Raw genomic sequence first — 20,203 nt, 5'->3', positions numbered from 1 at the left:
GCGCCACCTCATGCCCGGGCCTCTCCACACACCTGGGCTGCACCTATCTACGCACGCCTGCAGTGGCACTCGCGCTATTCGGCAATCACACCGCGCCTGAGCAGAATCGAGTGAATGGCATGCGCATACTTGTCGCGTTCCCCCGGCGTTTCGGAATGGTAGGCCCCTACTGCAGCCCAGGTATTTCCGTATTTGTTGGTCATCTCGCGCAACCGCCACGCTGCCACATACACACTGATGCACGGATGCATCAATGCGTCCCTGGAGATTCCGTAGCTGGATAAGCGCCGCAGATGGATGGAGTTGATCTGCATCTTCCCGTAATCAACCGTGCCGTTGTTGTTGCGATGGATTGCGTCGGCACGACCGCGCGATTCCTGCCAGGCAATGGCACGCAGCACCCAAGGGTTGACGTGCTGATATCCGGCGGCCTCCTCGAAGCAATCCGCGCGCGCGAAAGGCGCCGCGCATGCCAGTGCTGCTGCAAACAAAATACGCTGCGGACCAGCTCCTGCCCGACGACCACATCCGGACCTTTTCGCGCGCACGCGTCGTTTTGGCGAAGGCCCGGACGAGAACCCCAACTGCCAATTGGAGTGCTGATCGACATGCTGGTACGCGATCGTTGAATCGCTCATTTGCCGTTACCTCGATCTCGATTGAATACAGGTCTCCAGGTGAGTAGAGCGCCGGCACACAACCACCCACAGCGCTCGACGGCGGCACCATAACGCCACCTGTACGTGATTTACTCAGGGCCGACGAAACACTTAGCAGGCAAGCGAAAAAACGTCCTTCAGCCACGCGCCCGGAATTTTTTTATCGATCCCAAAACATTTTTCACTGGCCTTCTTCGCCCGTACAAGCGCAATTTCGCAAAATTTCTGGCGATACCGGGCTGCCGCTTCTACTGTTCATTCGGGGCGAAAAACGCGCCCCACAACTGCCGTTGCTTACGCCCGGCAGTTGAGCGAAAAACAAATCCCAGTTAATCAGAGAGGAATCGTCATGATGAATTCTTTGAACACACAGCTCGGCGCCAACTCGTCCTTCTTTCAAGTTGACCCCAGCCAGAACACGCAATCTGGTTCGAACCAGGGCAACCAGGGCATCTCGGAGCAGCAACTGGACCAGCTGCTGACCCAGCTCATCATGGCCCTGCTTCAGCAGAGCAACAATGCCGAGCAGGGTCAGGGTCAAGGCCAGGGTAGTGACTCTGGTGGTCAGGGCGGCAATCCGCAGCAGGCCGGTCAGTCCAACGGCTCCCCCTCGCAATACACCCAGATGCTGATGAATATCGTCGGAGACATTCTCCAGGCGCAGAATGGTGGTGGCTTCGGCGGCGGCTTTGGTGGTGGCTTCGGCGGCGGCCTCGGCACCAGCCTTGCGAGCGACACCGGATCGATGCAGTAACGAACTGTTGGTCGCCCCTACCGGCCACGGCCTGCAGGTTGTCGCTTCATGCGCCAGCCTGCAGGCGCTCTCATTGCTGTAACCGCGTACATCCGCTACCAATTCTCGCGCTTGTCTTTTTCGCGCAACAGGTGCCCGACAGACAGCCATCGGCATGCGAGCAGCGCCGTTCCGGCGTCAACGCGTCAGTCAATCGCCAGATCTTTTGTTCTGGGACACGCCTTCTCAAGTGAACCTTCGTTGCTGGCGTGATTTTTTCGGCGTGCGATCGCAGACCATCACGCCATCATCGCTCGACTGGAGGCTGCTGCGCCCACGCACCGGCCATGCGTAATGATGTCGGCTCAGGCCGTCGATATGCGCCCGCTCGCAATCGCGCTCAGTTCAAGGCATAGACGGCCCCTCATCGTCTACCCCAGATACCGAGCTGACTGCCAGCAACCCGCCTCTCGTAGGCGACACGACTGCCATGTGATCGCTCAGACAGGCTGGGGCACGTATAAAAACCAACATGTGCGAGTGACACATACAGATTCCCAGCGCCGCCCGATTATCATCCAGGCGGTGGTCTTGGGCGCTCTGAGTCGCTACACACGCACGCCGATTGCATCGCCCGTCTGATGATTTCTCAAACAATCCCGTCCTTATTCGGGCTTTGGTATTCACCGAGTATCAGACACTCGCAGCTGCCACCGATGGCTTTTCGCACACCATCCATCAGGGCGACACCACATGCGGGGTCAGCAGAAACAGCCGTTGCATGCGTGACCCACTTTTTTGGCGGTGCTTGAACAGGTTACCGAGCAACGGAATCTTCGACAGGCCCGGAACCGCATTCAGATCGGTCTCGTCAGCATCGTAGGCGTACCCTGCAATTAGCAGGCTCTGCCCTTCATTGACGAAGGCCTGGGTCGTGATCTCGCTGGAGGTAATGACCGGGATGCCGTCCACGGTGTTGGATCCAAGCTGGCCATCCTCAATACGCACATCCAGCCGCATCTGACCGTTCGGCGAGCCTGGCACCACGCTGGGCAATACCCGCAACGACACCCCGGCGGAGAGGTTATAAAGATCGGCCGATGCGTATCCGCTGACCCGGACGAATGCCTGTTGCTTGTGGTCCATGACCGCCTCGACGTTGTCCAGCGTCGCAACCTGGGGCGAAGACACGATCTTCGCCTTGTTGGTCGTCTCCAACGCCGACACGCGCGTCATCAGGTAGCGTCCGGCGTCTCCCAGCACGGCCGTCAAGGTGCCCCCAGCCGGCGTGGTCGCGCCATCGGTGGCAGCGCCGCTCAATGCGCCGTTGAAGCCCAACTGACTGCCACTGCCGTTGCCGGTCTGTATGTCCGTGTGCTGGCTGTGGAAGCGCCAGTCGACACCGAGATCCTGCATGGCGCCATCGCGGATCTCGATGATGGTGGCATCGATCTGCAGCAACTTGGGCCGGTTATCCAACTGTTGGATCAGGGTGCCATAGCTCTGCATCCGCTCGGGTCGATCGCGGATCAGGATGGTGTTGGTGCGCGGATCGGCTTCGATCACCGGCGCATCGGAGGCCAGCTCCGCGCCGCCACCGGCGTCGATCGGAGTGGACTCGTCGCGCCGTCCCTTGCTGAGCTCCGGCCAGACGCTGGCGGGCGAGCCCGCAGTCGCAGCAGTTCCACTGCCGGGCAACGGCGGGCTGACCGGTACGCGATCGGACGACGAGGCCCCGCCGAACCAGGACGAAGGCAGCCCGAGGATGCCGCTGGCTCCGCCGCCTTGCCCCTGTGCGGCATTGCCGAATGTGTTGGAGGACCCGCCGCCGATCGGCTGTACCCGGCCAAAGTTGGCGCCAGGCCCCGGTATTGCCGCGACCGGTGCGCCGCGTGCGCCGTACATGCTGCGCAACAGACTGGCCATGCCTGGAATCTGCACGTCCTGACCGCCGATGCGCGTCGTGTGGTCGGCCGCTTGCGCATAATGCAGCTGAAACACCTGCACTTCGGTGGCATCGCGCTGACGCGCGCCCTGCTCGACCTGCTTGGCAATCGCCGAAACGGTATCCACATACCCTGGCGGTCCGGAGACCACTGCCACATGCGCGGTCTCGTCGTAACGCACCGGAAAGCGCGGATCGTCCAGGCGCATGCGCGCAAGCGCGTCGCGCAGTGACTTCGTCGATGCGGTCCCCAGACTCAAGGTCGCGCTCTTGGATTCGTTTGCGCCCCAGATCCTGAGCACGGCGCCATCGTAGTACCAGACGAAGCCGTAGGTGGCCGCCAGGTCGTCGAGGAATTTCTGCGGAGATGTTTCGAATTTGCCGCTCAGCGTACCGGTGACTTCTGGCGAGATCCAGGTGGCGATGGACTGGCTGGCGGACAAATCACGCAGCACCTCTTTGAGATCCTTGTTGTCGGCGACGTATTTGAACGTGCGCGAATGCCACGGGACCTGGGCGGCGTCGGCATGTGGCGACAACACTGGCAGGAGGCTGAGCATCAGGACGGCGGCCAATGGAGCACGTCGGCGGTGGACTGTGGTACAGGCAGGAGCCATGGCGTTCCCTCTGCTAGGCAAGTGAAGAAATCGGTAGCGATCAGTGTAGGAAGTGCAAAGCCGGGAATGTCTCAATAAAGATCAGTGCGACGCGGCTCTCTTGCCACCCACGTTGGCGGCATCGTGCAATTGCTGCTGGAAATGCAGGAAACCAAGCGCTTCGCCGAATTGCGCGATGAAGACGCTGGTCAGCAAGGCGAGCAGCAACAACGCCAGCACCCCACGGATTGGCTGACTCAAATTCGACGGTTCGAGCTTGTCGGCCGCACGCGCCACCAGGCCGATCGCTAGATCCACCAGCACAAGCACCAGCATCACCGGTGCGGACAGTTTGACGACCGCGGCCATCATGCTGTCGGATTGCTGGATCACGAACGATTCGGCAACCGCCCCCATGTTCGGCCCAAGCTGGGTCAGCGGCCACCAGCGAAACGATTCGAACAACGCGCCGAGCAACATCAACATGCCGCCCAGCGCGTAGAACGACACGATGGCCAGTTGCAGCAGCACCGTGGACACCGGCGTGCTTTGCTGGCCGCTGAGCGGGTTGGTCATCTGCACATTGTTGTAACCGGCAAGGTCGTCGATCAGCAGGCCAACGCTCTCGGCGATCCAGAACACCGTCGATGCGGCAAACCCGATCAGCAGACCGATGAACGCCTCCTTGAACACCACACCGACCAGGCCGACCGTCTGGATCTTCGCCAGCGCATCGGCCGGCTGCCCATAGGCGATGAACGAGCTCAGGACGTAGATCACGCCGTTGCGCGCGATTCCGGGCAGACTGTCCTGCGCCGTTGCCGGTAGCACGATGAACATCACGAACACGCGCACCCCGCACAATGCCAGCAGGGTCAACAGCGACACGCCCTGCGAGGAAATGGCCAGCAAGGCATCGGTGGCGTCGTTCATCGGGCGCCCCGCTGCGCGGTGCGGTGCGAACGCAGCGCGACCAGCGCCTCGATCGCGTCTTCTTCTTCCGCTGCCTCGCGTTGCGCCTGTCGGGCGCGGCGTGCACTGGCGGCTTTGTCTGCATACACCTGCGCCTGTGCCTGCAGCTTGCTCAGCGCCTGCTGCACGGACCCCAGTTCATCGCGGGCGCTTTGCAACGACTGGCTCGCCGCTGTCTGCGCCTGCTCGGCAGCGCGACAGGCCTCGACCAGCACGGTGCGGAAGCGTTCATGCTGCAGGATCGTGTCGATATCGATCGAACCACCCACACCGGCCTTGTCCATCAGCGCGGCGTCGCAACTGGCCAAGCGCGTGGTGCAAGCCTCTGCCTCCTGTCTGCACCTGGCGAGCTCACGGTCGCAGTGTTCCAATGCACGCCTGCAATCGCTCAAACGTTCCTGCATGCGCTCGCAGCGACGCGCCTTGAGCTGATGCAGCACCGACCAGGTGTGGGCAGGCTCACGCATCGTCGGTCACGCTGGCCAGCTGCTCCAGCGTACTTTCGTACGCACTGAGCTGGTCGGTCGGTTGGCTGAGAAAGTCGCGGATCGCATCGATCCTGTCGATCGCTTCGTCGGCAACGGCATCGCTTCCCTGACGGTATTCGCCCACCTGCACCAGGGTTTCCACCTCGTTGTATTTGGCGAGCAGGCGCCGCAACCGGCCGGCGGCCTGGGAGTGGTCCGATGGGACGATCTGGCTCATCACCCGGCTCAGGCTGGCCAACACGTCGATTGCCGGGTACTGGTTCTTGGCCGCGATCTCGCGGGAGAGAATCAGGTGCCCATCGAGGATGCCGCGCACTTCTTCGGCGATCGGGTCGCTGCCGGTGTCGTCCTCGGCCAGGACGGTGTAGAACGCGGTGATCGACCCGCTCTCGCCCATGCCCGCGCGTTCGAGCAGGCGCGGCAACTCGGCGAACACCGATGGCGGAAAGCCCCTGCGCGTGGGGGGCTCGCCGGCGGCCAGACCGATCTCGCGTTGCGCGCGGGCAAAGCGCGTCAGCGAGTCCATCATCAGCAGAACGCGCAGGCCCCGATCCCGGAAATACTCGGCGATGGCGGTGCCGACGTAAGCGGCCTTCGCGCGCTCGATCGACGAGCGATCGGAGGTTGCGCACACCACGACGCTGCGCGCCAGCCCATCGGCGCCAAGAATGAGCTCGATGAACTCCCGCACCTCGCGTCCGCGCTCGCCGATCAGCACGATCACGTTGACATCGCACTGGGTACCGCGCGCGAACATTCCCATCAAGGTGCTCTTGCCGACGCCTGCTGCGGCGAAGATGCCCATGCGTTGGCCCTCGCCCAGCGTCATCAGGCCATCCACGATCCGCACGCCGGTCGGCATGGGTTGTTCAATCAGCCGCCGACGCATCGGGTCCGGTGCCTGCGCCTGGATCGGTACCCAGGTGTCGCAGGCGATTGCTCCTTGCCCGTCCGACGGCTCGCCCAGGCCGTCGAGCACGCGCCCCAGCAAGGCCGGTCCAACAGGCACCGCCAACGGGCGCCCCAATCCGATCACGCGCGTCTCGCGCGACAGCCCGACCAACTCCCCGAACGGCGCCAGCAATGCGAGATCGCGGCTGAAGCCCACCACTTCGGCACGCTGCAACAAGCTGCCATCGCGTTGGCGCAACTCGCAGACCTCGCCCAGGCTGACCTGCACACCGGCCACCTTGAGCATGGTGCCGACGAGTTCGACCACCTTGCCATAGCGACGACCGAACGCGAGCGTGGCCAGCTCGCGCTCGAGCGCTGTCTCCAGCAGGGGCATCTCAGCCAGCATCCACGGGCTCCTGGGGTGCGGCCAACACGCGGCGAATGACGCGCCGCAGACTGCGCAGCTGGTCGCGCAGATCGGTCTCGAACACTCCCGTATCCCACTCGCACACGCAGGCGCCCACGGCCAGATCGGCATCGCCGCTCAGCTCTACCTGCAGGGTCCAGCCCGCCTCGGTGGCGGCCGCGTCGAAGGCGCGCCGCGCAGCGTCCACCGCGTCGGGGTGCACGCTCACGCGCAGGGCCTTGGCCTCGTCCAGGGCACCTTCCAAGGCCTGCGCCGCACGCGCATACAGCGCCGCAGGGTCGTGTCCGAGGATGATGTGCTCGCAGGTGCGCGCGACAATCTCAGCCAGGCGCTCGCGTGCCCGCTGCGCGGCCGTTTCGGCGGCAAAGGCATGGCGCAGGCCGGATTCGTTCCACTCATCAAGCTGACGTCGCAGCCCGGTTGCATATCCCAGGCGTGCGCTGCGCTCGGCCTTTTGGCGCGCATCGTGAAGGATCGCCTCGGCCTGCTGTTGAGCCTCGTCGATCAGCGTCTGTGCACGTGTCTGCGCCTGGCTCAGGGCCTGCTCGCAGCGTGCGTGCACCTCGGCAGTGGCAGCATCCAGCGCCAGCACCGAGGCCAGCGCCTCGCGCGGAATGACATCGCAATCCAGGCCGATGGCATCGGGCGTTGACCTCAACCAGAGACGCATGACGCCTCCGGCATCAGGGTAGGAAGCGCGGCCAGGAATGCATCGCTCGCACCGTCTGCTGCGAGAGCCGCCACCTGCGCGGCGCCCAGGGGCAAGGACAGCGCCAGCAGCTTGGCAACAACCGGGTTGGGCCAGACGCCATCTGCCTGCATCCGACGCCAACCGTCGCCGACCCACGCCGCTTGATCGGCATCGCGCGGTAACAGCGGCACAGGTAGGCCGGCGGACGCGTTCTGGCGCACGTGCTCAAGCACGGCAGGACCCACGCACTGTTCGAGCCAGTCCAGACGCTCGCGCTCGATACAACGACGCACTGCCAACCCGCGCGAGAACAGCGCACGCGCGATCAGGACCTTGGCCAATAGCGCGGGCATCAGGACGGCGAGTTGGTTCGCATGCAGGCCGAGCGCAGACGGCGACAATCCCGACCATCCCGACCACGCCTGGATCACCCGCATACGACGGTAGACGGGCGCCGCTGCCCAGCCCGACGCCGCCACCGGGCCAAGCCAATGCGCCACCCGTGCGGCGTCCAACGATTCGGCCAGGTGCGCCAACGCGTCCGTCCAGCGCTGAACACATCGTGCCGCATTGTCGATCCGCGTGTTGTCCATCCCGCGCTCACCCGGCTTTGCCTTTCGTCAACTCGCGCAGGCGCTGCCAGCCGCCCCAACGGCTCGCCTGCGGGTTTGGCCACCAATACAGCGCCGCTGCAACCGCCAGACACAACGCCAACGCACACCCGGCCAACCACGGCCACGGTGAAGGTCTCGGCGGTGCCGATGCGGTGAACTGCGCATCGCTCTCCGCTCCGCCCGGCACCATCGTGACGCTGACGTTCTCGTAGGTGAGTCCCTCCACGCTGTGCATGACCAACGTCTTGATGTTGGGCACCAGACTGGTCAAATCGCTACCGACGCGGAACTTGATGAACACCGCAGCGCTGGAAGGCTTTACCGAGGTGGAAAGCGGGTCGTTGTTGGGCAGCACGATTTCCACATCGGCCGAAATGACCCCATCGATATTCGACAAGGTCTGCGACAGCTGCTGGGACACGCCGTAGATGAAACGTACGCGTTCTTCGGTGGGTGTCGAGATCAAGCCATCCTTCTTGAACATCTCGCCGAGATTGGCGTGCCGCTCATGCGGCAACCCGTGCGCGCGTAGCACCTCCAGCGAATAGGACACCTGATCGTGCGGAGCGTTTATCGCCCAGGTCTTGCCGTCGTCTGGCGTGACTTTGGACGCGTCCACGCCCGCATGCAACAGCACCTCGAGCATGTCGTTCGCATCGTTTTCGGTGAGCCCGGAATACAGCTGCTGACTGCACGCAGACAGCAGCAGCGCCACCAGCAGCACCACCAGGTATCTCAGCGCGCGCATGCTACTGGTTCTTGACCAGTGTCTGCACGGCGTTCTTTCCCGATTGCGCCACGCCGACGCTGACATTGAGGTTGAAGCCGACCATGGTCAGCTCGTGCATCAACTTGATCTGCTGCGCTGCCATTTCCTGCAGCCCCATGGTCGGTGCCTGCATGCTGAAGGCATCGATATGCTCGGCGATGGTCCGCACGCCATCGTTCTGCACATCGACCACGCGGCTCATCATGCTCGGGTTGCCCACCCGCTGCATGGCGGGCGGCAAGGGGCTCGAGGACTGCATCAGCGCTTGAAAGCGATTCACAAGCGCTTGGTTGGGCGCTGCCACCGGCGACAGCGCTTGAGTGGAGGTAATACTGGTGCCGGAAATCGCTTGGACAGGAGGAATGAGCGTCATCGCATACTCCTATGGGGTCGGGACTGGCGTCACTCAGGCACGCAGGTATTGCGAATTTGGAACTTCCATCGGTGCTGAGGATTCGACCGGCACTTCCGCCGACGCAGCCGTTGGGGTTCGTCGTCCGGACAGCGCCTTGACCAGGGCCACCGCGTCGGCATCGGCGTCTTCTTCGATCAGCCCGTCCGCGACGCCATGCCACGACTGGTCGCCCATCGCGAACAGGCAGCAGGCGTACAAGGCCCTGCACAGCGGCTTGGAGCCGGCGTCGCCTTCCAGCTCGCGCAGCAGGCGCGCGCCTTCCACGTAATTGCCGCGCTTGATGGAAATCCATGCATCGAACGTGTCCAGCGCCTTCAGCTCTGGCCGCAGTACTCGGACTGCGGCAAGGACAGCGGCAGCGTCCTGAATCTTTTCATGGGTGAGTCCAACCGTGATCAGTTCGATGAGCCCACTCACGACCGACCCGGGACATTGAATCTTCTCCACACTGCACCTCGTTTTAATGACATGCGGACCGTACACGTTGAGAAAGCTACGCTCGCCACGTCGGCCGGATCCTTTCGGAAGCGAATATCGGAATTCGCTGGCGAACAAACCATTCCGGCTTCGCCAGGCTACCCACACATTCGCCTGTCAAGCGGATCGTTCCACCACAGCTCACCACAATCAGGGGCGCAGCGATCGCGGAAGGAGAGGGCAATGTCGGAAGAAAAAACCGAGAAGCCGACCGAGAAGAAACTGCGGGATGCGCGCAGGGACGGGGAAGTTCCGGTCAGCCCGGACGTCACTGCAGCCGCGGTGCTCTTTGGCGCGCTAATGGTCATGAAATCGGCCGGCGACTACTTCTCCGACCACATGCGCGCATTGATGACGATCGGCTTCGATTTCCCGGAAAATACACGCGATGCGACGGCAATAAACCGCGCACTCGGCCATATCGGCATCCAGGGATTGCTGTTGATGCTCCCCTTGCTGGTTGCTTGCCTGGTGGCTGGCGTGGCAGGCGGTGCTTTCCAGACCGGGCTAAATGCCTCCCTCAAGCCGGTGGCGCCCAAGTTCGATTCCCTCAATCCCGCAACCGGGGTCAAGAAACTCTTCTCGTTGCGAAGCCTCATCAATCTACTGAAGTTGATCATCAAGGCCATCTTGATTGGCGTGGTGCTGTGGGCCGGTATCCGCATCCTCATGCCGATGATCATTGGCCTTGCCTACCAGACACCACCTGACATTGCCCAGATTGCCTGGCGGACGCTGGGGATGCTATTCGCATTGGGCGTACTGCTGTTCGTACTGGTCGGCGCCGCAGACTGGAGCGTGCAGCACTGGCTGTTCATCCGCGACAAACGAATGAGCAAGGACGAGCAGAAGCGCGAAGTCAAGGAGAGCGAGGGCGACCCGGAAATCAAGGGCAAGCGCAAGGAATTTGCCAAGGAGATGGTGTTTGGCGACCCGCGCGAACGCGTCGCCAAGGCCAAGGTGATGGTGGTCAACCCGACCCATTACGCGGTGGCACTGGCCTACGAGCCCGATGACTTCGGCCTACCGCAGGTCGTTGCCAAGGGCGTGGACGACGGCGCGCTGGAACTGCGCGCCGTCGCGCATAACCAGGGCATTCCGATCGTTGCCAATCCGCCACTGGCACGTGCGCTGTATCAGGTTGAATTGGGCGACGCAGTGCCCGAGCCACTGTTCGAAACGGTTGCAGTGGTGTTGCGCTGGGTCGATGAACTCGGTCGCGACCACAGCGACGGCGATGGAGCTCTGCCATGCTAGGAGATCGCGTGCGAGCGACAAGGTATTTCGCTTACAGCGGCGAAGTAGCCATCGCCGCCTTGGTGGTGGCGGTCATCGGGCTGATGATCCTGCCGCTGCCAACGCCGCTGATCGATACGCTGCTGGGCATCAACATCACCCTGAGCGTGGTGCTGTTGATGGTCACGATGTATGTGCCCGACTCGATCTCGCTCTCGTCGTTTCCTTCCCTGCTGCTGTTCACCACACTGCTGCGGTTATCCTTGAATATCGCCTCGACGAAGTCGATTCTGCTGCACGCCGAGGCGGGCCATATTATCGAGAGCTTTGGCGAGTTGGTGGTCGGCGGCAATCTGGTGGTAGGCCTGGTCGTTTTCTTGATCATCACCACCGTGCAGTTCATCGTGATCGCAAAGGGCTCCGAACGCGTTGCCGAGGTCGGTGCACGCTTCACGTTGGACGCAATGCCCGGTAAGCAGATGAGTATCGATGCCGACCTGCGCGGCGGCAACCTGACCGCAGATGAAGCACGCCGCAAACGCGCGCGGCTGGCCATGGAAAGCCAACTGCACGGCGGCATGGACGGCGCCATGAAATTCGTCAAGGGTGATGCGATCGCCGGCTTGGTAATTACCATGGTCAACATCCTGGCCGGCATCGTGGTCGGCGTGACGTACCACGGCATGACCGCGGGCGAAGCCGCCAACCGCTTTGCGATCCTGTCGGTGGGCGATGCCATGGTGTCGCAGATCGCCTCACTGCTGATATCGGTGGCTGCCGGCGTCATGATCACCCGCGTGGCCAACGAGAACGAGACAAGGCTCAGCTCGCTCGGGCTCGATATCGGCCGTCAGCTCACCAGCAATGCGCGCGCCCTGATGGCAGCGAGCGTGCTGCTGGCCTGCTTTGCGTTCGTCCCTGGATTCCCGGCCGTGCTGTTCCTGCTGCTGGCAGCGGCCGTCGGCGCCGGCGGCTATACGATCTGGCGCAAGCAACGCGATATCAGCGGCACCGATCAGCGCAAACTGCCTTCGACGAGCCGTAAAGGCGCCAAGGGCGAGGCGCCACATATTCGCAAAAACGCCCCTGATTTCGCCTCACCCCTGTCGATGCGTCTGTCGCCGCAGCTGGCCAATCTGCTCGACCCCACGCGGCTTGATCAGGCGATCGAAAGCGAGCGCCGCAAGTTGGTCGAGTTGCTGGGCTTGCCGTTTCCCGGAATCGCGATATGGCAGAGCGAGTCCCTGCAGGACATGCAATACGAGGTGTTGATTCACGATGTCCCCGAGACACGCGCCGAATTGGGGGACACCGACGACATGCAAGCGGCGCTGGCCCGCCAGGCCATCGCACCCCTGCACGCGCGCGCGCACCTGTTCGTCGGCATCCAGGAAACCCAGTGGATGCTGGAGCAGGTGGCTGTGGACTATCCCGGGCTGGTTGCGGAGGTCAACAAGGCGATGCCCGCACAGCGCATTGCCGATGTGTTGCGGCGCCTGCTGGAAGAGAGGATTCCGGTGCGCAATATCAAGAGCATTCTGGAGAGTCTGGTGGTATGGGGGCCGAAGGAAAAGGATCTTCTGATGTTGACCGAATATGTGCGCTGCGATCTCAGCCGTTATCTTGCGCATACCGCAACCGCAGGCACCGGGCAGCTGCCTGCGGTGATGCTCGACCATGCTGTGGAACAACTGATCAGGCAATCCATTCGCGCGACCGCGGCCGGCAATTTCCTGGCCCTTCCGCCCGAGCAGGCGAACCAGCTTGTCGAACAGGTGGAACGCATCGTGGGCGACCAGGCGCAGCATCCGCTGGCGGTGGTCGCATCGATGGACGTACGCCGCTATGTGCGCCGCATGATCGAAGCACGGCTGACGTGGCTGCAGGTTTATTCGTTCCAGGAACTGGGTTCGGAGGTGCAGTTACAGCCGATCGGCAGGGTGGTGGTGTGATGCGCAAGCCGCCCCTCCGCCATGTGCGCATCCTGCCGGTCAGCGGCGCACTGCAGCGGCCGGCGGCTCCTGCCACGCCGGCCCGGTCGGCGCAGCGCTCCAGCTTCCTGCAACTGCGCCAGCGACTGCGCAGCGCGCAGCTCGCGCTTCCCTGCATGCTGTTGCCGCCGCAGTGCGACGAGGATCGACCGGAGCCCGATGCCGAGGACAGGTTCACCGAAGCCCATGACGGCGCGCCCGCAACAACGGACCCGGCATTACCTGTCGATGGCACGAAATACCAAGAGCCACTCCAAGGCACCGACAATGGCGCAGTTGGGCGACATATCGCCACCGAGTGGATACGCACGCAGCGCGCCCACATGGCGATCGACCACATCGCGCTGCGGGTGGCCGAGTTCTGCAACGCCACGCCAGTGCGCAGCGCAGGGAGCTGGGAAGCCTGGCTGGATATCGATCAAGGGCTCGTCGCACAGACGACGTTGTTTTTGCGGCTTTCGCCGGACCAGCTATCGCTTCGCTTCAATACCAGTTCGCCGGACGCGCGCGAGGTACTTTGGTGCGGAAGGCAGCGTCTGGAGGCTGCACTGAACTCCACGCTGAGTAGCACGCTCCAGATCAGCATCGAGGTTGTCTAACGCGGCACTGGCGACAGAAAGCCATTTGGAGGAACTCCATCTTGCTAACCGAGCAGAGCCAGGCTCCACCGGCACGTGCACTCTCTCAGGCGTTGAGGCGCGTTGCGCCCGAGCGCGCACAGCTGAGCAGGGTGCTCGGCGATCCACGCGCCGCACGGCAATGCGGCTTCGCCACGCATTGCCGTCGCATCTCACCGAATGAGGCGGCCCGCCTGCGCCTGCAGTTGGACACCGGCCAGATGGATGTGCGGATTGCCGCGCGCGACGGCCTGGCGCTGCTACTGAACGAGGACGACCACGCACTCCGCGTTTCGATCGCGGGGATATTGCTGGCCGATCGCCTCGGCGCTCTTGCGCCGCTGGGCTTGGGTGCTGCCGAGGTCATCGCCTTCGAGCGCGATGCAGAGCCAGACGATTGCCACGGCATCGGCATGACACTGGGCGATCTGGATGCGATTGCGCTGACGGCAAGCGCCCCCCTGCTGGCCACGCTGCGGACTGCAGTTGCCGCACTGGCGGCGCCCGCGCCACTGCCCGCCTGGCTGGCTGCACTGCGCGTCAACACGCGCCTGCGCATCGGCGAGCGCACTGCATCGGCGGCGCTGCTGCAATCGCTGCGGCCTGGCGATGTCTTGCTGCATTGCACGGCCTCGGCTGCGGCCACCAGCGGCGAGGTGCTCTGGGGTATCGCCGGGGGCGCGGTCTTGCGCGCTCCGGTACGCCTGAACCTGCAACAGATGATTCTGGAGGCAACCCCCACCATGCAGCACGATACGTTTGAGCCCGAAGTCGCGCAGTCCGCCAGCAACGTGGCGGAACTGGAACTGCCGGTGCAGCTGGAAGTGGACCAACTTGCGCTGTCTCTATCGACCTTGTCGGGTTTGCAGCCCGGGCAGATCCTGGAGTTGTCGGTGCCGGTGGATCAAGCCGACATCCGCCTGGTCGTTTACGGCCAGACCATCGGCATCGGCAGGTTAGTGACAGTGGGCGAACATCTTGGCGTGCAGATCCTCAGCATGTCGGAGAGCACGCATGCAGATGCCTGACGTTGGCTCGCTGCTGCTGGTGGTCATCATGCTGGGCCTGCTGCCCTTCGCAGCGATGGTGGTCACCTCCTACACCAAGATCGTGGTGGTGCTCGGTCTGCTGCGCAATGCGATCGGGGTGCAGCAGGTGCCGCCGAACATGGTCCTCAATGGCGTTGCGTTGCTGGTGTCGTGCTTTGTGATGGCACCGGTGGGTATGGAGGCGTTCAAGGCCGCGCAGAACTACGGTGCCGGGTCCGATAACAGCCGTGTGGTGGTCCTGCTCGACGCCTGCCGGGAGCCGTTTCGGCAATTCCTCCTCAAACACACACGGGAACGCGAAAAAGCCTTTTTCATGCGTTCCGCACAACAGATCTGGCCCAAGGACAAGGCCGCCACGCTCAAGTCGGACGACCTGCTTGTCTTGGCGCCGGCCTTCACGCTCAGCGAATTGACCGAAGCCTTCCGCATCGGCTTTCTGTTGTATCTGGTGTTTATCGTCATCGACCTGGTGGTGGCCAACGCCCTGATGGCGATGGGCCTTTCGCAGGTCACCCCGACCAATGTGGCGATCCCATTCAAGCTGCTGCTGTTTGTCGCAATGGATGGCTGGTCAATGCTGATTCATGGCCTGGTTCTGAGCTATCGGTGATGCCATGGACCACGACGATCTAGTGCGATTTACCTCCGAAGCGTTGCTGCTCTGCCTCAAGGTCTCCTTGCCGGTGGTCGGTGTCGCTGCGCTGGCAGGGCTGCTGATCGCCTTGATCCAGGCGGTGATGTCGCTGCAGGACGCATCGATTTCGTTCGCGCTCAAGCTGGTGGTGGTGGTGGCCGCCATTGCGGTGACGGCGCCGTGGGGCGCGTCGGCGATCATGCAGTTCGGCCAGGCATTGATGCAGGCGGCGTTCCCATGATCCGTCGCATTTCTCCCGGCACCTTGCCGCCCTCGGTTTCGACCGAGCATGGTACCTCGCATCACCATGCGAACTCCGCAGGCACTGGCGCAGCTTCGCCTACCGACGCTGCAACACACATACCGCGGCTGCGTCCTGCGCCACCGCGCAGGCGACGACGCGGCGTCCGTTCGCTGGACGGCCAGGAAGATGAGCTCGATGCCACCGAGCAGGAAGAGATCGAAGCCAAGCGCGAGTGCATACTGCGCGGGCGGGTGAGCGTGGCCGTCGCTGCGGCCCAAGGGCGTGAGCAGGGCCAGGGCGATCAGCACGGCAGTGGCCGCAACGCGCATGCCGACGATCCGCAGACAGGACCGTGGCAGGCTGGCGCGCCAGCGGCTTTGAGCGACGGCGTCGATGCACGCATCGACGGAATTCTCGATCGCTATGTGATGACCCGCGACGCCGACCCAATGGTCAGGCGACACGCGCTTGCCGCTGCGCTTGTCGAGTTGCGCGCCATCGGCGTTTCGCATCCTGCCATCGCCTCGTTGACCACGACGGTGTGGAGGTTGATGCGCGAGCATTTTCGCTCGTCCGGCAGCGCCACCCCAACAGAAAACCTGCAGGCTTTACGGAAACGTTTGATGGAGCTGATGCCGTCAGAGTTGGAACCGGTGCCGGCGCTACGCAATTTTCACCTATTGCTTCCACTGATACTGCTGAATGCGGAAAAGCCGCGCAGGCAGGTCGATCGTACACACGCCGTCACACGTCTGAACACACTACTGATTGAGCTACCACAACAGGCGGCTCAGGAGGTTCGCCCATGACCATGCAGCTTCGCGTACTGACAGGAACCCATGCAGGCGCACGATTAGATTTGGCACAAGGTCGTTACACCCTGGGGAGCGATCCCCAAACCGATATCCGAATAGACGATTGGCCTGGTTGCTCACTCATTATCGAGGTAGACCAAGATGGTCAGATCCGCTATAGCAGCGACACGGTGCCAGAAACGTCCTTTGTTGCGTTTCAGCCAGTCCGCTTCGGTCCCCTGGTGCTGTGTATTGGCGATGCTGGTGCCGATTGGCCAGACGATGTGGCACTGCTGGAGCAGCTGCTTTCCCCAGCCCCCACGCCGGCGCCGCGCACGTCCAGGCGCAAAGTCTTGCGTACTGCGGTGGGTGCCATGCTAGCGCTTTCTGCAGCAGCGTTGATCCCCTCGTTGCAACCCGCATTTCTATCCAATGCCGCCACCGGGCAACGTCCAGAAAATGCTGTCAATCAGGCCAAAGCCTTGTTGAAACAGCTCGGTTTTCGCGAAGCGCACGCTGAACGCGTCGGCACGCGCGTGCTGATCGAGGGGCTGGTCCCCAGCAGCGCCGATGCTGCCCGCTTGCGCACGCAGGTGCATCGTTACGATCCAGGCGTTGCCGTCAATGTGGCCGTGGTGGACGAAGTACTGGCGACGCTGCGCGACACCCTGGCCGATCCCGCGCTCAGCGTCCGTTACAACGGCAATGGCGTTTTCTCGGTTTCCGGCAGCAGCGACAATGCCGAACGTGCAAGCCGCCGCATTGCCGATGTGCGTAGCGACCTCGGCCCTGAAGTGCGTTCGTTACACGTGGAGATCAGCCAGCAAGACCCGTCCGTGAAACTACCGGAAAACTACGACGCGGCATTGCTCGCCGACGGCCTGCATTATGTCGAAACACCGGACGGTACCAAACACATGACATCCCTGCCGCAGCAGGCGGCGCAATGAGAGTCCACTATGTTCGATGCCATGACCGATACGGTCACCCAAGATATGAGCAAGATTTTGCAGACCAAGGCGGCGGATCCTTCTGGCGAGCGGCTGCGCAACCTCGAGGCAGCGCTCGATGCCACCGCGCAACAGATTCGCGTGCGCTGGTCGGCGGCGAGCGACCAGACCTCACGCAACGACTTCAATGCCGTGCATGACGGTATTACTGCAGCACGCAACATCGTCGCGCACATCGCCGGCATGTCGTAAATCGATTTCTTGGTCGCTTCGACCAAGCACAACGCGCCAGCAGGCGCATCACCACATGTAATACGAAGGAGGCTTGGTATGGAACTATTTCCGCAAATGAGTTCACTCAAATCGCGTTTTGACCAGGGCACGGACGCCTACACCGGAGGTGTGTCCGGTGGAATCTCTGGAGCGTCTGCACTGTCTGGCGCGAACAGGCAGATGAGTTCGTTGATCAGTGACTTGACCGCCTCGGACGAGGCACAGAAGTCCATGAACAACAAGATCACGATGCTCAAAAACGATCTGGACTTCAACGTGGCGCTGAACAAGTTCATCGGCAAGGCCGGCGACAACGCCAAGCAGCTCGTTGGCCAGTAATCGCCATTGGCATGCGCAGGACTTGTAGGGGGTCCTGCGCATGTACCGCCACTGATGAGCAGCGCGCGATTCGAAACCATCGTTCGACAGATGTGCGAGGCATTGGACCTACCGGATGTGCAGTCTGTGCTCAGCAGGCGTGTGCTTTGGGTAGAAGGGTTTGAGGTCTATCTCCACGCGCCGACGCCACAGCCCGACGACGAGGTGCAAGAACAGGCACTGTATCTGCGCATCTCCTACGGACTGCCACCTGCCGGACGGACATTGACGGTTTACCGGCTGTTATTGGAAGCCAATCTGTCCGTGTACGCGCAAGACCAGGCACAGCTTGGACTCAATGATGCCGGCGTCATCGTCCTGATCGTGCGCGTGCCGCTGGACGATGATGTGGATGGAGCATGGATATGCGATCTGCTTGCCCACTACGCCGAGCACGGACGTTACTGGAATAACAATATCTTCGTTGCGCACGATGAAATGTTCGAAGGAATCGCGACGGGGAATTATCTGTGGTTGCGCGCTTGATAAAGGCTGGCAAACACCTTGCCGCCAGAGCCAATCATCGCTCCAGCAACGCTGATCGGCCATGGCACGACAAACTGGCTTGGTGCGCGATCTAGACGATCTCACGAATAGCGCCCACTGAATGGTGCAATTGAGCATGTCGAGGGTGACGCGCCTGCATCTTCCCCGGCAGATACTCTGCAGGGAACCATCGCCTCTCTCTCCTGCGCCAAAACATCGGTGCGCTCGCTACCGTAGGAGAAATGCGTGGTCGGGCAGCTCAGTCCCGCACCTGTCCTGGATCTGTGCAGTGCCAGTCGTCGCGGCGATCTTGCAGGGCAAAGACACGGCGACCTTGCTGGCGAGTTCTCTGTCCAGTTCGAGTTCCGCAGTGGCATCGATGCAGACCGAAGCGGCTGCGCAACCGGTTCACAGAGTCAGCGCCTGCCTCCGTGCACTGATCTTCCTGTCACGCTGCTTGGAGGACGAGGCGACGGTATGCTATCTCTACGGGTAGCTGTGCACCTTGCGGACGCCACCACCAGGCCACAGACGCGATGGCGAATACGTCTGTGACGACGGTGTGCGAGGCGCACAAGGATCAACGCATTGGCTGAGCGCTCATGCTCGCCCGGTTTCCCACCGACACAGTTCCTCGCTTTCTTGCAATGCACGCTTGAGCGTTTTCAGCCGCTCATCCAGCGCTTGGGTGAGCGCGTCGCGTGGCAATGCGCTAGACGTTTGCCTCCAATGGTCACGCAGCGCGGTGCGTACGGCCTCGGTGGTCGCAGTCGAGAGGGACTGCGTGCCGATCTCCGTGCGTAATGTCTCCAGGGCCGTACGCAATGCCCGACCGCGCGCCCCAGGCCCAGGCGCAGCAAGCGTCCCCTCCTCCATGGCACGCGTCTGGGCAGGTGTGGGTCCGGAAAGCGCGACGATCGTCTGGTCGATGGGCTCTGCCAGAGCCTCAAGCGTCTGTGCGATGGTGCGTTGATGCTCGGCTGCAAGCGCGGCACGCGCGTTATCCAGTCGCGTCGCCTGAGCGGTATTGGCACCGTTCCTGGCCTTGAGCGCATTCCAGGACGTATCGTTGAACAGGGTTTGGACGGCCTGCTGCAAGACAACGGGCAAGGAATTGACTGGCTCGCCAGCGACAAGGATGTGGCTCCCTCCACGCAACGGTGAGACGATCATGCGCGAGGCCCCAAGCGAGCCGAAGCTGGCAACGACATTGCTCAGCATGTGGCGGGCAAAGAGGTCACGTACCGTCTGGGAGACCGCATTGGCGCTGTTGAAACCTTGCTTTGCCAACGCCAGGGCTTCCATCCCGCTTTCCAGCAGATAACGGAGCGGAAAATGGACAGCGTCGGACCATTGTGCAAACCGACGTGTTTTGTCGGGCAGTGCCAACGAAAACAGGTTCAAGCGTTGCTCTCCGCCAAGCAGATCCGGCACGCTCATCTGGCCGGTACGCGCCCCGGCTTTGCTCGTCTCAAGCAGTGCCTTTTGCACGATGCCAGCTCCGCCAATGGCGAGCGCACTCAAGCCCAACCGGCCGACAGGCCTCAACAGACCCGCTTCACTGCCGGTCCGCCGAGCGGAATTGAACTATGGACACGGCACAGCGTAAGCTCCCCCGTCAAGCAGGCACTTTAAAAGTAGAGCTTTCGGCGTACTTGTTGCGGTACTCGACCGGGGTCATTCCGCCGAGCGAATCATGGGATCTTGCTTGGTTGTAGTCGATCATCCACCAGTGGGCGGCTTCGCGCACCTCGTCGAGGCAGGCGAAGAGATTCAGGTCGAGCACTTCCTCGCGGAACGTACGATTGAAGCGCTCAATGAAGGCATTCTGATTTGGCTTTCCCGGCTGGATGTACTGTAGTGCGACGCCA

23 protein-coding genes and 1 pseudogene are annotated in these 20,203 nt (G+C 62.4%); 12 read left to right on the top strand and 12 right to left on the bottom strand.

Translation table 11 applies throughout. The features are described from left to right. Positions 1-74 precede the first annotated feature (74 nt). Positions 75-638: a lytic transglycosylase domain-containing protein gene (locus tag F7R02_RS11790; protein WP_033479223.1), complete on the bottom strand. Its 564-nt coding sequence runs from the start codon at positions 636-638 to the stop codon at positions 75-77. Between the two features lie 373 nt (positions 639-1,011). Between F7R02_RS11790 and xopA the strand changes: the two genes are divergently transcribed. After that, on the top strand, positions 1,012-1,413 hold the full coding sequence (gene xopA, locus F7R02_RS11785; protein WP_078590215.1) for a XopA/Hpa1 family type III secretion system protein: 402 nt from the start codon (positions 1,012-1,014) through the stop codon (positions 1,411-1,413). A 717-nt stretch (positions 1,414-2,130) separates the two neighbouring features. Here the strand turns inward: xopA and sctC are convergent. The 9 genes from sctC to F7R02_RS11740 all read right to left on the bottom strand — a co-directional run bounded on the left by sctC (position 2,131) and on the right by F7R02_RS11740 (position 9,650). Further along, positions 2,131-3,954: a type III secretion system outer membrane ring subunit SctC gene (sctC, locus tag F7R02_RS11780; RefSeq protein ID WP_033481560.1), complete on the bottom strand. Its 1,824-nt coding sequence runs from the start codon at positions 3,952-3,954 to the stop codon at positions 2,131-2,133. 81 nt (positions 3,955-4,035) lie between these two features. After that, positions 4,036-4,866 carry a type III secretion system export apparatus subunit SctT gene (gene sctT / locus F7R02_RS11775; protein ID WP_003485764.1) on the bottom strand — a complete coding sequence of 277 codons (831 nt, stop codon included), beginning with the start codon at positions 4,864-4,866 and terminating at the stop codon, positions 4,036-4,038. After that, positions 4,863-5,372, bottom strand: a complete 510-nt coding sequence (locus tag F7R02_RS11770; protein WP_003485761.1) for a type III secretion protein HrpB7 — start codon at positions 5,370-5,372, stop codon at positions 4,863-4,865. Before F7R02_RS11770 ends, sctT begins: the two co-directional genes overlap by 4 nt. After that, positions 5,365-6,693, bottom strand: a complete 1,329-nt coding sequence (sctN, locus tag F7R02_RS11765) for a type III secretion system ATPase SctN (RefSeq protein WP_078590208.1) — start codon at positions 6,691-6,693, stop codon at positions 5,365-5,367. Before sctN ends, F7R02_RS11770 begins: the two co-directional genes overlap by 8 nt. After that, complete coding sequence (gene sctL, locus F7R02_RS11760) at positions 6,683-7,384, bottom strand: type III secretion system stator protein SctL (protein WP_005928357.1); 702 nt, start codon at positions 7,382-7,384, stop codon at positions 6,683-6,685. The genes sctN and sctL overlap by 11 nt, the downstream gene beginning before the upstream one ends. After that, entirely contained in the window at positions 7,369-7,998 is a 630-nt protein-coding gene (locus F7R02_RS11755; protein WP_005928355.1) for a type III secretion protein HrpB4, read from the bottom strand. The genes sctL and F7R02_RS11755 overlap by 16 nt, the downstream gene beginning before the upstream one ends. A gap of 7 nt (positions 7,999-8,005) precedes the next feature. Next, on the bottom strand, positions 8,006-8,767 hold the full coding sequence (gene sctJ, locus F7R02_RS11750) for a type III secretion system inner membrane ring lipoprotein SctJ (RefSeq protein WP_078590209.1): 762 nt from the start codon (positions 8,765-8,767) through the stop codon (positions 8,006-8,008). Position 8,768: 1 nt separating this feature from the next. Next, a complete protein-coding gene (locus tag F7R02_RS11745) occupies positions 8,769-9,161 on the bottom strand; it encodes a type III secretion protein HrpB2 (protein ID WP_033480122.1) in 393 nt (130 codons plus the stop codon). Positions 9,162-9,194: 33 nt separating this feature from the next. Next, positions 9,195-9,650: an HrpB1 family type III secretion system apparatus protein gene (locus F7R02_RS11740; RefSeq protein ID WP_078568491.1), complete on the bottom strand. Its 456-nt coding sequence runs from the start codon at positions 9,648-9,650 to the stop codon at positions 9,195-9,197. 213 nt (positions 9,651-9,863) lie between these two features. Here F7R02_RS11740 and sctU point away from each other — a divergent pair, with 213 nt between their 5' ends. The 11 genes from sctU (at position 9,864) to F7R02_RS11685 (ending at position 18,332) form a co-directional block, all read left to right on the top strand. Beyond that, the gene (gene sctU, locus F7R02_RS11735; protein WP_005920048.1) at positions 9,864-10,937 is read left to right on the top strand and encodes a type III secretion system export apparatus subunit SctU; all 1,074 of its coding nucleotides are present in this window, start codon (positions 9,864-9,866) and stop codon (positions 10,935-10,937) included. Further along, positions 10,931-12,868: an FHIPEP family type III secretion protein gene (locus F7R02_RS11730; protein ID WP_172397253.1), complete on the top strand. Its 1,938-nt coding sequence runs from the start codon at positions 10,931-10,933 to the stop codon at positions 12,866-12,868. Before sctU ends, F7R02_RS11730 begins: the two co-directional genes overlap by 7 nt. Next, on the top strand, positions 12,868-13,506 hold the full coding sequence (gene sctP, locus F7R02_RS11725; RefSeq protein WP_033485417.1) for a type III secretion system protein SctP: 639 nt from the start codon (positions 12,868-12,870) through the stop codon (positions 13,504-13,506). Before F7R02_RS11730 ends, sctP begins: the two co-directional genes overlap by 1 nt. Before the next feature lie 92 nt (positions 13,507-13,598). Then, positions 13,599-14,552 carry a type III secretion system cytoplasmic ring protein SctQ gene (sctQ, locus tag F7R02_RS11720; protein WP_033479221.1) on the top strand — a complete coding sequence of 318 codons (954 nt, stop codon included), beginning with the start codon at positions 13,599-13,601 and terminating at the stop codon, positions 14,550-14,552. Beyond that, positions 14,539-15,183: a type III secretion system export apparatus subunit SctR gene (sctR, locus tag F7R02_RS11715; protein WP_003485742.1), complete on the top strand. Its 645-nt coding sequence runs from the start codon at positions 14,539-14,541 to the stop codon at positions 15,181-15,183. Before sctQ ends, sctR begins: the two co-directional genes overlap by 14 nt. 4 nt (positions 15,184-15,187) lie before the next feature. Next, entirely contained in the window at positions 15,188-15,448 is a 261-nt protein-coding gene (gene sctS, locus F7R02_RS11710) for a type III secretion system export apparatus subunit SctS (protein WP_078590211.1), read from the top strand. Then, the gene (locus tag F7R02_RS11705) at positions 15,445-16,260 is read left to right on the top strand and encodes a hypothetical protein (protein ID WP_005928338.1); all 816 of its coding nucleotides are present in this window, start codon (positions 15,445-15,447) and stop codon (positions 16,258-16,260) included. The genes sctS and F7R02_RS11705 overlap by 4 nt, the downstream gene beginning before the upstream one ends. Further along, complete coding sequence (hrpD5, locus tag F7R02_RS11700; RefSeq protein ID WP_078590212.1) at positions 16,257-17,195, top strand: HrpD5 family protein; 939 nt, start codon at positions 16,257-16,259, stop codon at positions 17,193-17,195. Before F7R02_RS11705 ends, hrpD5 begins: the two co-directional genes overlap by 4 nt. 9 nt (positions 17,196-17,204) lie before the next feature. After that, a complete protein-coding gene (gene hrpD6 / locus F7R02_RS11695; RefSeq protein WP_005920045.1) occupies positions 17,205-17,447 on the top strand; it encodes an Hrp regulator HrpD6 in 243 nt (80 codons plus the stop codon). 78 nt (positions 17,448-17,525) lie between these two features. Then, positions 17,526-17,807: an HrpE family protein gene (gene hrpE, locus F7R02_RS11690; RefSeq protein ID WP_139371008.1), complete on the top strand. Its 282-nt coding sequence runs from the start codon at positions 17,526-17,528 to the stop codon at positions 17,805-17,807. 54 nt (positions 17,808-17,861) lie between these two features. Further along, positions 17,862-18,332 carry a CesT family type III secretion system chaperone gene (locus F7R02_RS11685; RefSeq protein WP_078590213.1) on the top strand — a complete coding sequence of 157 codons (471 nt, stop codon included), beginning with the start codon at positions 17,862-17,864 and terminating at the stop codon, positions 18,330-18,332. Positions 18,333-18,932: 600 nt separating this feature from the next. On the opposite strand, the gene F7R02_RS11680 is transcribed toward F7R02_RS11685, so the two are convergent. Beyond that, on the bottom strand, positions 18,933-19,880 hold the full coding sequence (locus tag F7R02_RS11680; protein WP_139371009.1) for a hypothetical protein: 948 nt from the start codon (positions 19,878-19,880) through the stop codon (positions 18,933-18,935). A gap of 70 nt (positions 19,881-19,950) precedes the next feature. After that, a pseudogene (locus F7R02_RS11675) lies at positions 19,951-20,203 on the bottom strand (integrase core domain-containing protein); the annotation flags it as partial.

This window comes from Xanthomonas cissicola, assembly GCF_008801575.1.
Classification (GTDB): domain Bacteria; phylum Pseudomonadota; class Gammaproteobacteria; order Xanthomonadales; family Xanthomonadaceae; genus Xanthomonas; species Xanthomonas cissicola.
The sequence above is the reverse complement of the archived record's forward strand: the minus strand, read 5'-3'. Positions and strand labels throughout refer to the sequence as shown.

Bases quoted from the DNA above. Each gene is read 5' to 3' on its own strand.
- F7R02_RS11790 (WP_033479223.1), bottom strand. From the start codon at position 638: ATGAGCGATTCAACGATCGCGTACCAGCATGTCGATCAGCACTCCAAT.
- xopA (WP_078590215.1), top strand. From the start codon at position 1,012: ATGAATTCTTTGAACACACAGCTCGGCGCCAACTCGTCCTTCTTTCAA.
- sctC (WP_033481560.1), bottom strand. From the start codon at position 3,954: ATGGCTCCTGCCTGTACCACAGTCCACCGCCGACGTGCTCCATTGGCC.
- sctT (WP_003485764.1), bottom strand. From the start codon at position 4,866: ATGAACGACGCCACCGATGCCTTGCTGGCCATTTCCTCGCAGGGCGTG.
- F7R02_RS11770 (WP_003485761.1), bottom strand. From the start codon at position 5,372: ATGCGTGAGCCTGCCCACACCTGGTCGGTGCTGCATCAGCTCAAGGCG.
- sctN (WP_078590208.1), bottom strand. From the start codon at position 6,693: ATGCTGGCTGAGATGCCCCTGCTGGAGACAGCGCTCGAGCGCGAGCTG.
- sctL (WP_005928357.1), bottom strand. From the start codon at position 7,384: ATGCGTCTCTGGTTGAGGTCAACGCCCGATGCCATCGGCCTGGATTGC.
- F7R02_RS11755 (WP_005928355.1), bottom strand. From the start codon at position 7,998: ATGGACAACACGCGGATCGACAATGCGGCACGATGTGTTCAGCGCTGG.
- sctJ (WP_078590209.1), bottom strand. From the start codon at position 8,767: ATGCGCGCGCTGAGATACCTGGTGGTGCTGCTGGTGGCGCTGCTGCTG.
- F7R02_RS11745 (WP_033480122.1), bottom strand. From the start codon at position 9,161: ATGACGCTCATTCCTCCTGTCCAAGCGATTTCCGGCACCAGTATTACC.
- sctU (WP_005920048.1), top strand. From the start codon at position 9,864: ATGTCGGAAGAAAAAACCGAGAAGCCGACCGAGAAGAAACTGCGGGAT.
- F7R02_RS11730 (WP_172397253.1), top strand. From the start codon at position 10,931: ATGCTAGGAGATCGCGTGCGAGCGACAAGGTATTTCGCTTACAGCGGC.
- sctP (WP_033485417.1), top strand. From the start codon at position 12,868: ATGCGCAAGCCGCCCCTCCGCCATGTGCGCATCCTGCCGGTCAGCGGC.
- sctR (WP_003485742.1), top strand. From the start codon at position 14,539: ATGCAGATGCCTGACGTTGGCTCGCTGCTGCTGGTGGTCATCATGCTG.
- sctS (WP_078590211.1), top strand. From the start codon at position 15,188: ATGGACCACGACGATCTAGTGCGATTTACCTCCGAAGCGTTGCTGCTC.
- F7R02_RS11705 (WP_005928338.1), top strand. From the start codon at position 15,445: ATGATCCGTCGCATTTCTCCCGGCACCTTGCCGCCCTCGGTTTCGACC.
- hrpD5 (WP_078590212.1), top strand. From the start codon at position 16,257: ATGACCATGCAGCTTCGCGTACTGACAGGAACCCATGCAGGCGCACGA.
- hrpD6 (WP_005920045.1), top strand. From the start codon at position 17,205: ATGTTCGATGCCATGACCGATACGGTCACCCAAGATATGAGCAAGATT.
- hrpE (WP_139371008.1), top strand. From the start codon at position 17,526: ATGGAACTATTTCCGCAAATGAGTTCACTCAAATCGCGTTTTGACCAG.
- F7R02_RS11685 (WP_078590213.1), top strand. From the start codon at position 17,862: ATGAGCAGCGCGCGATTCGAAACCATCGTTCGACAGATGTGCGAGGCA.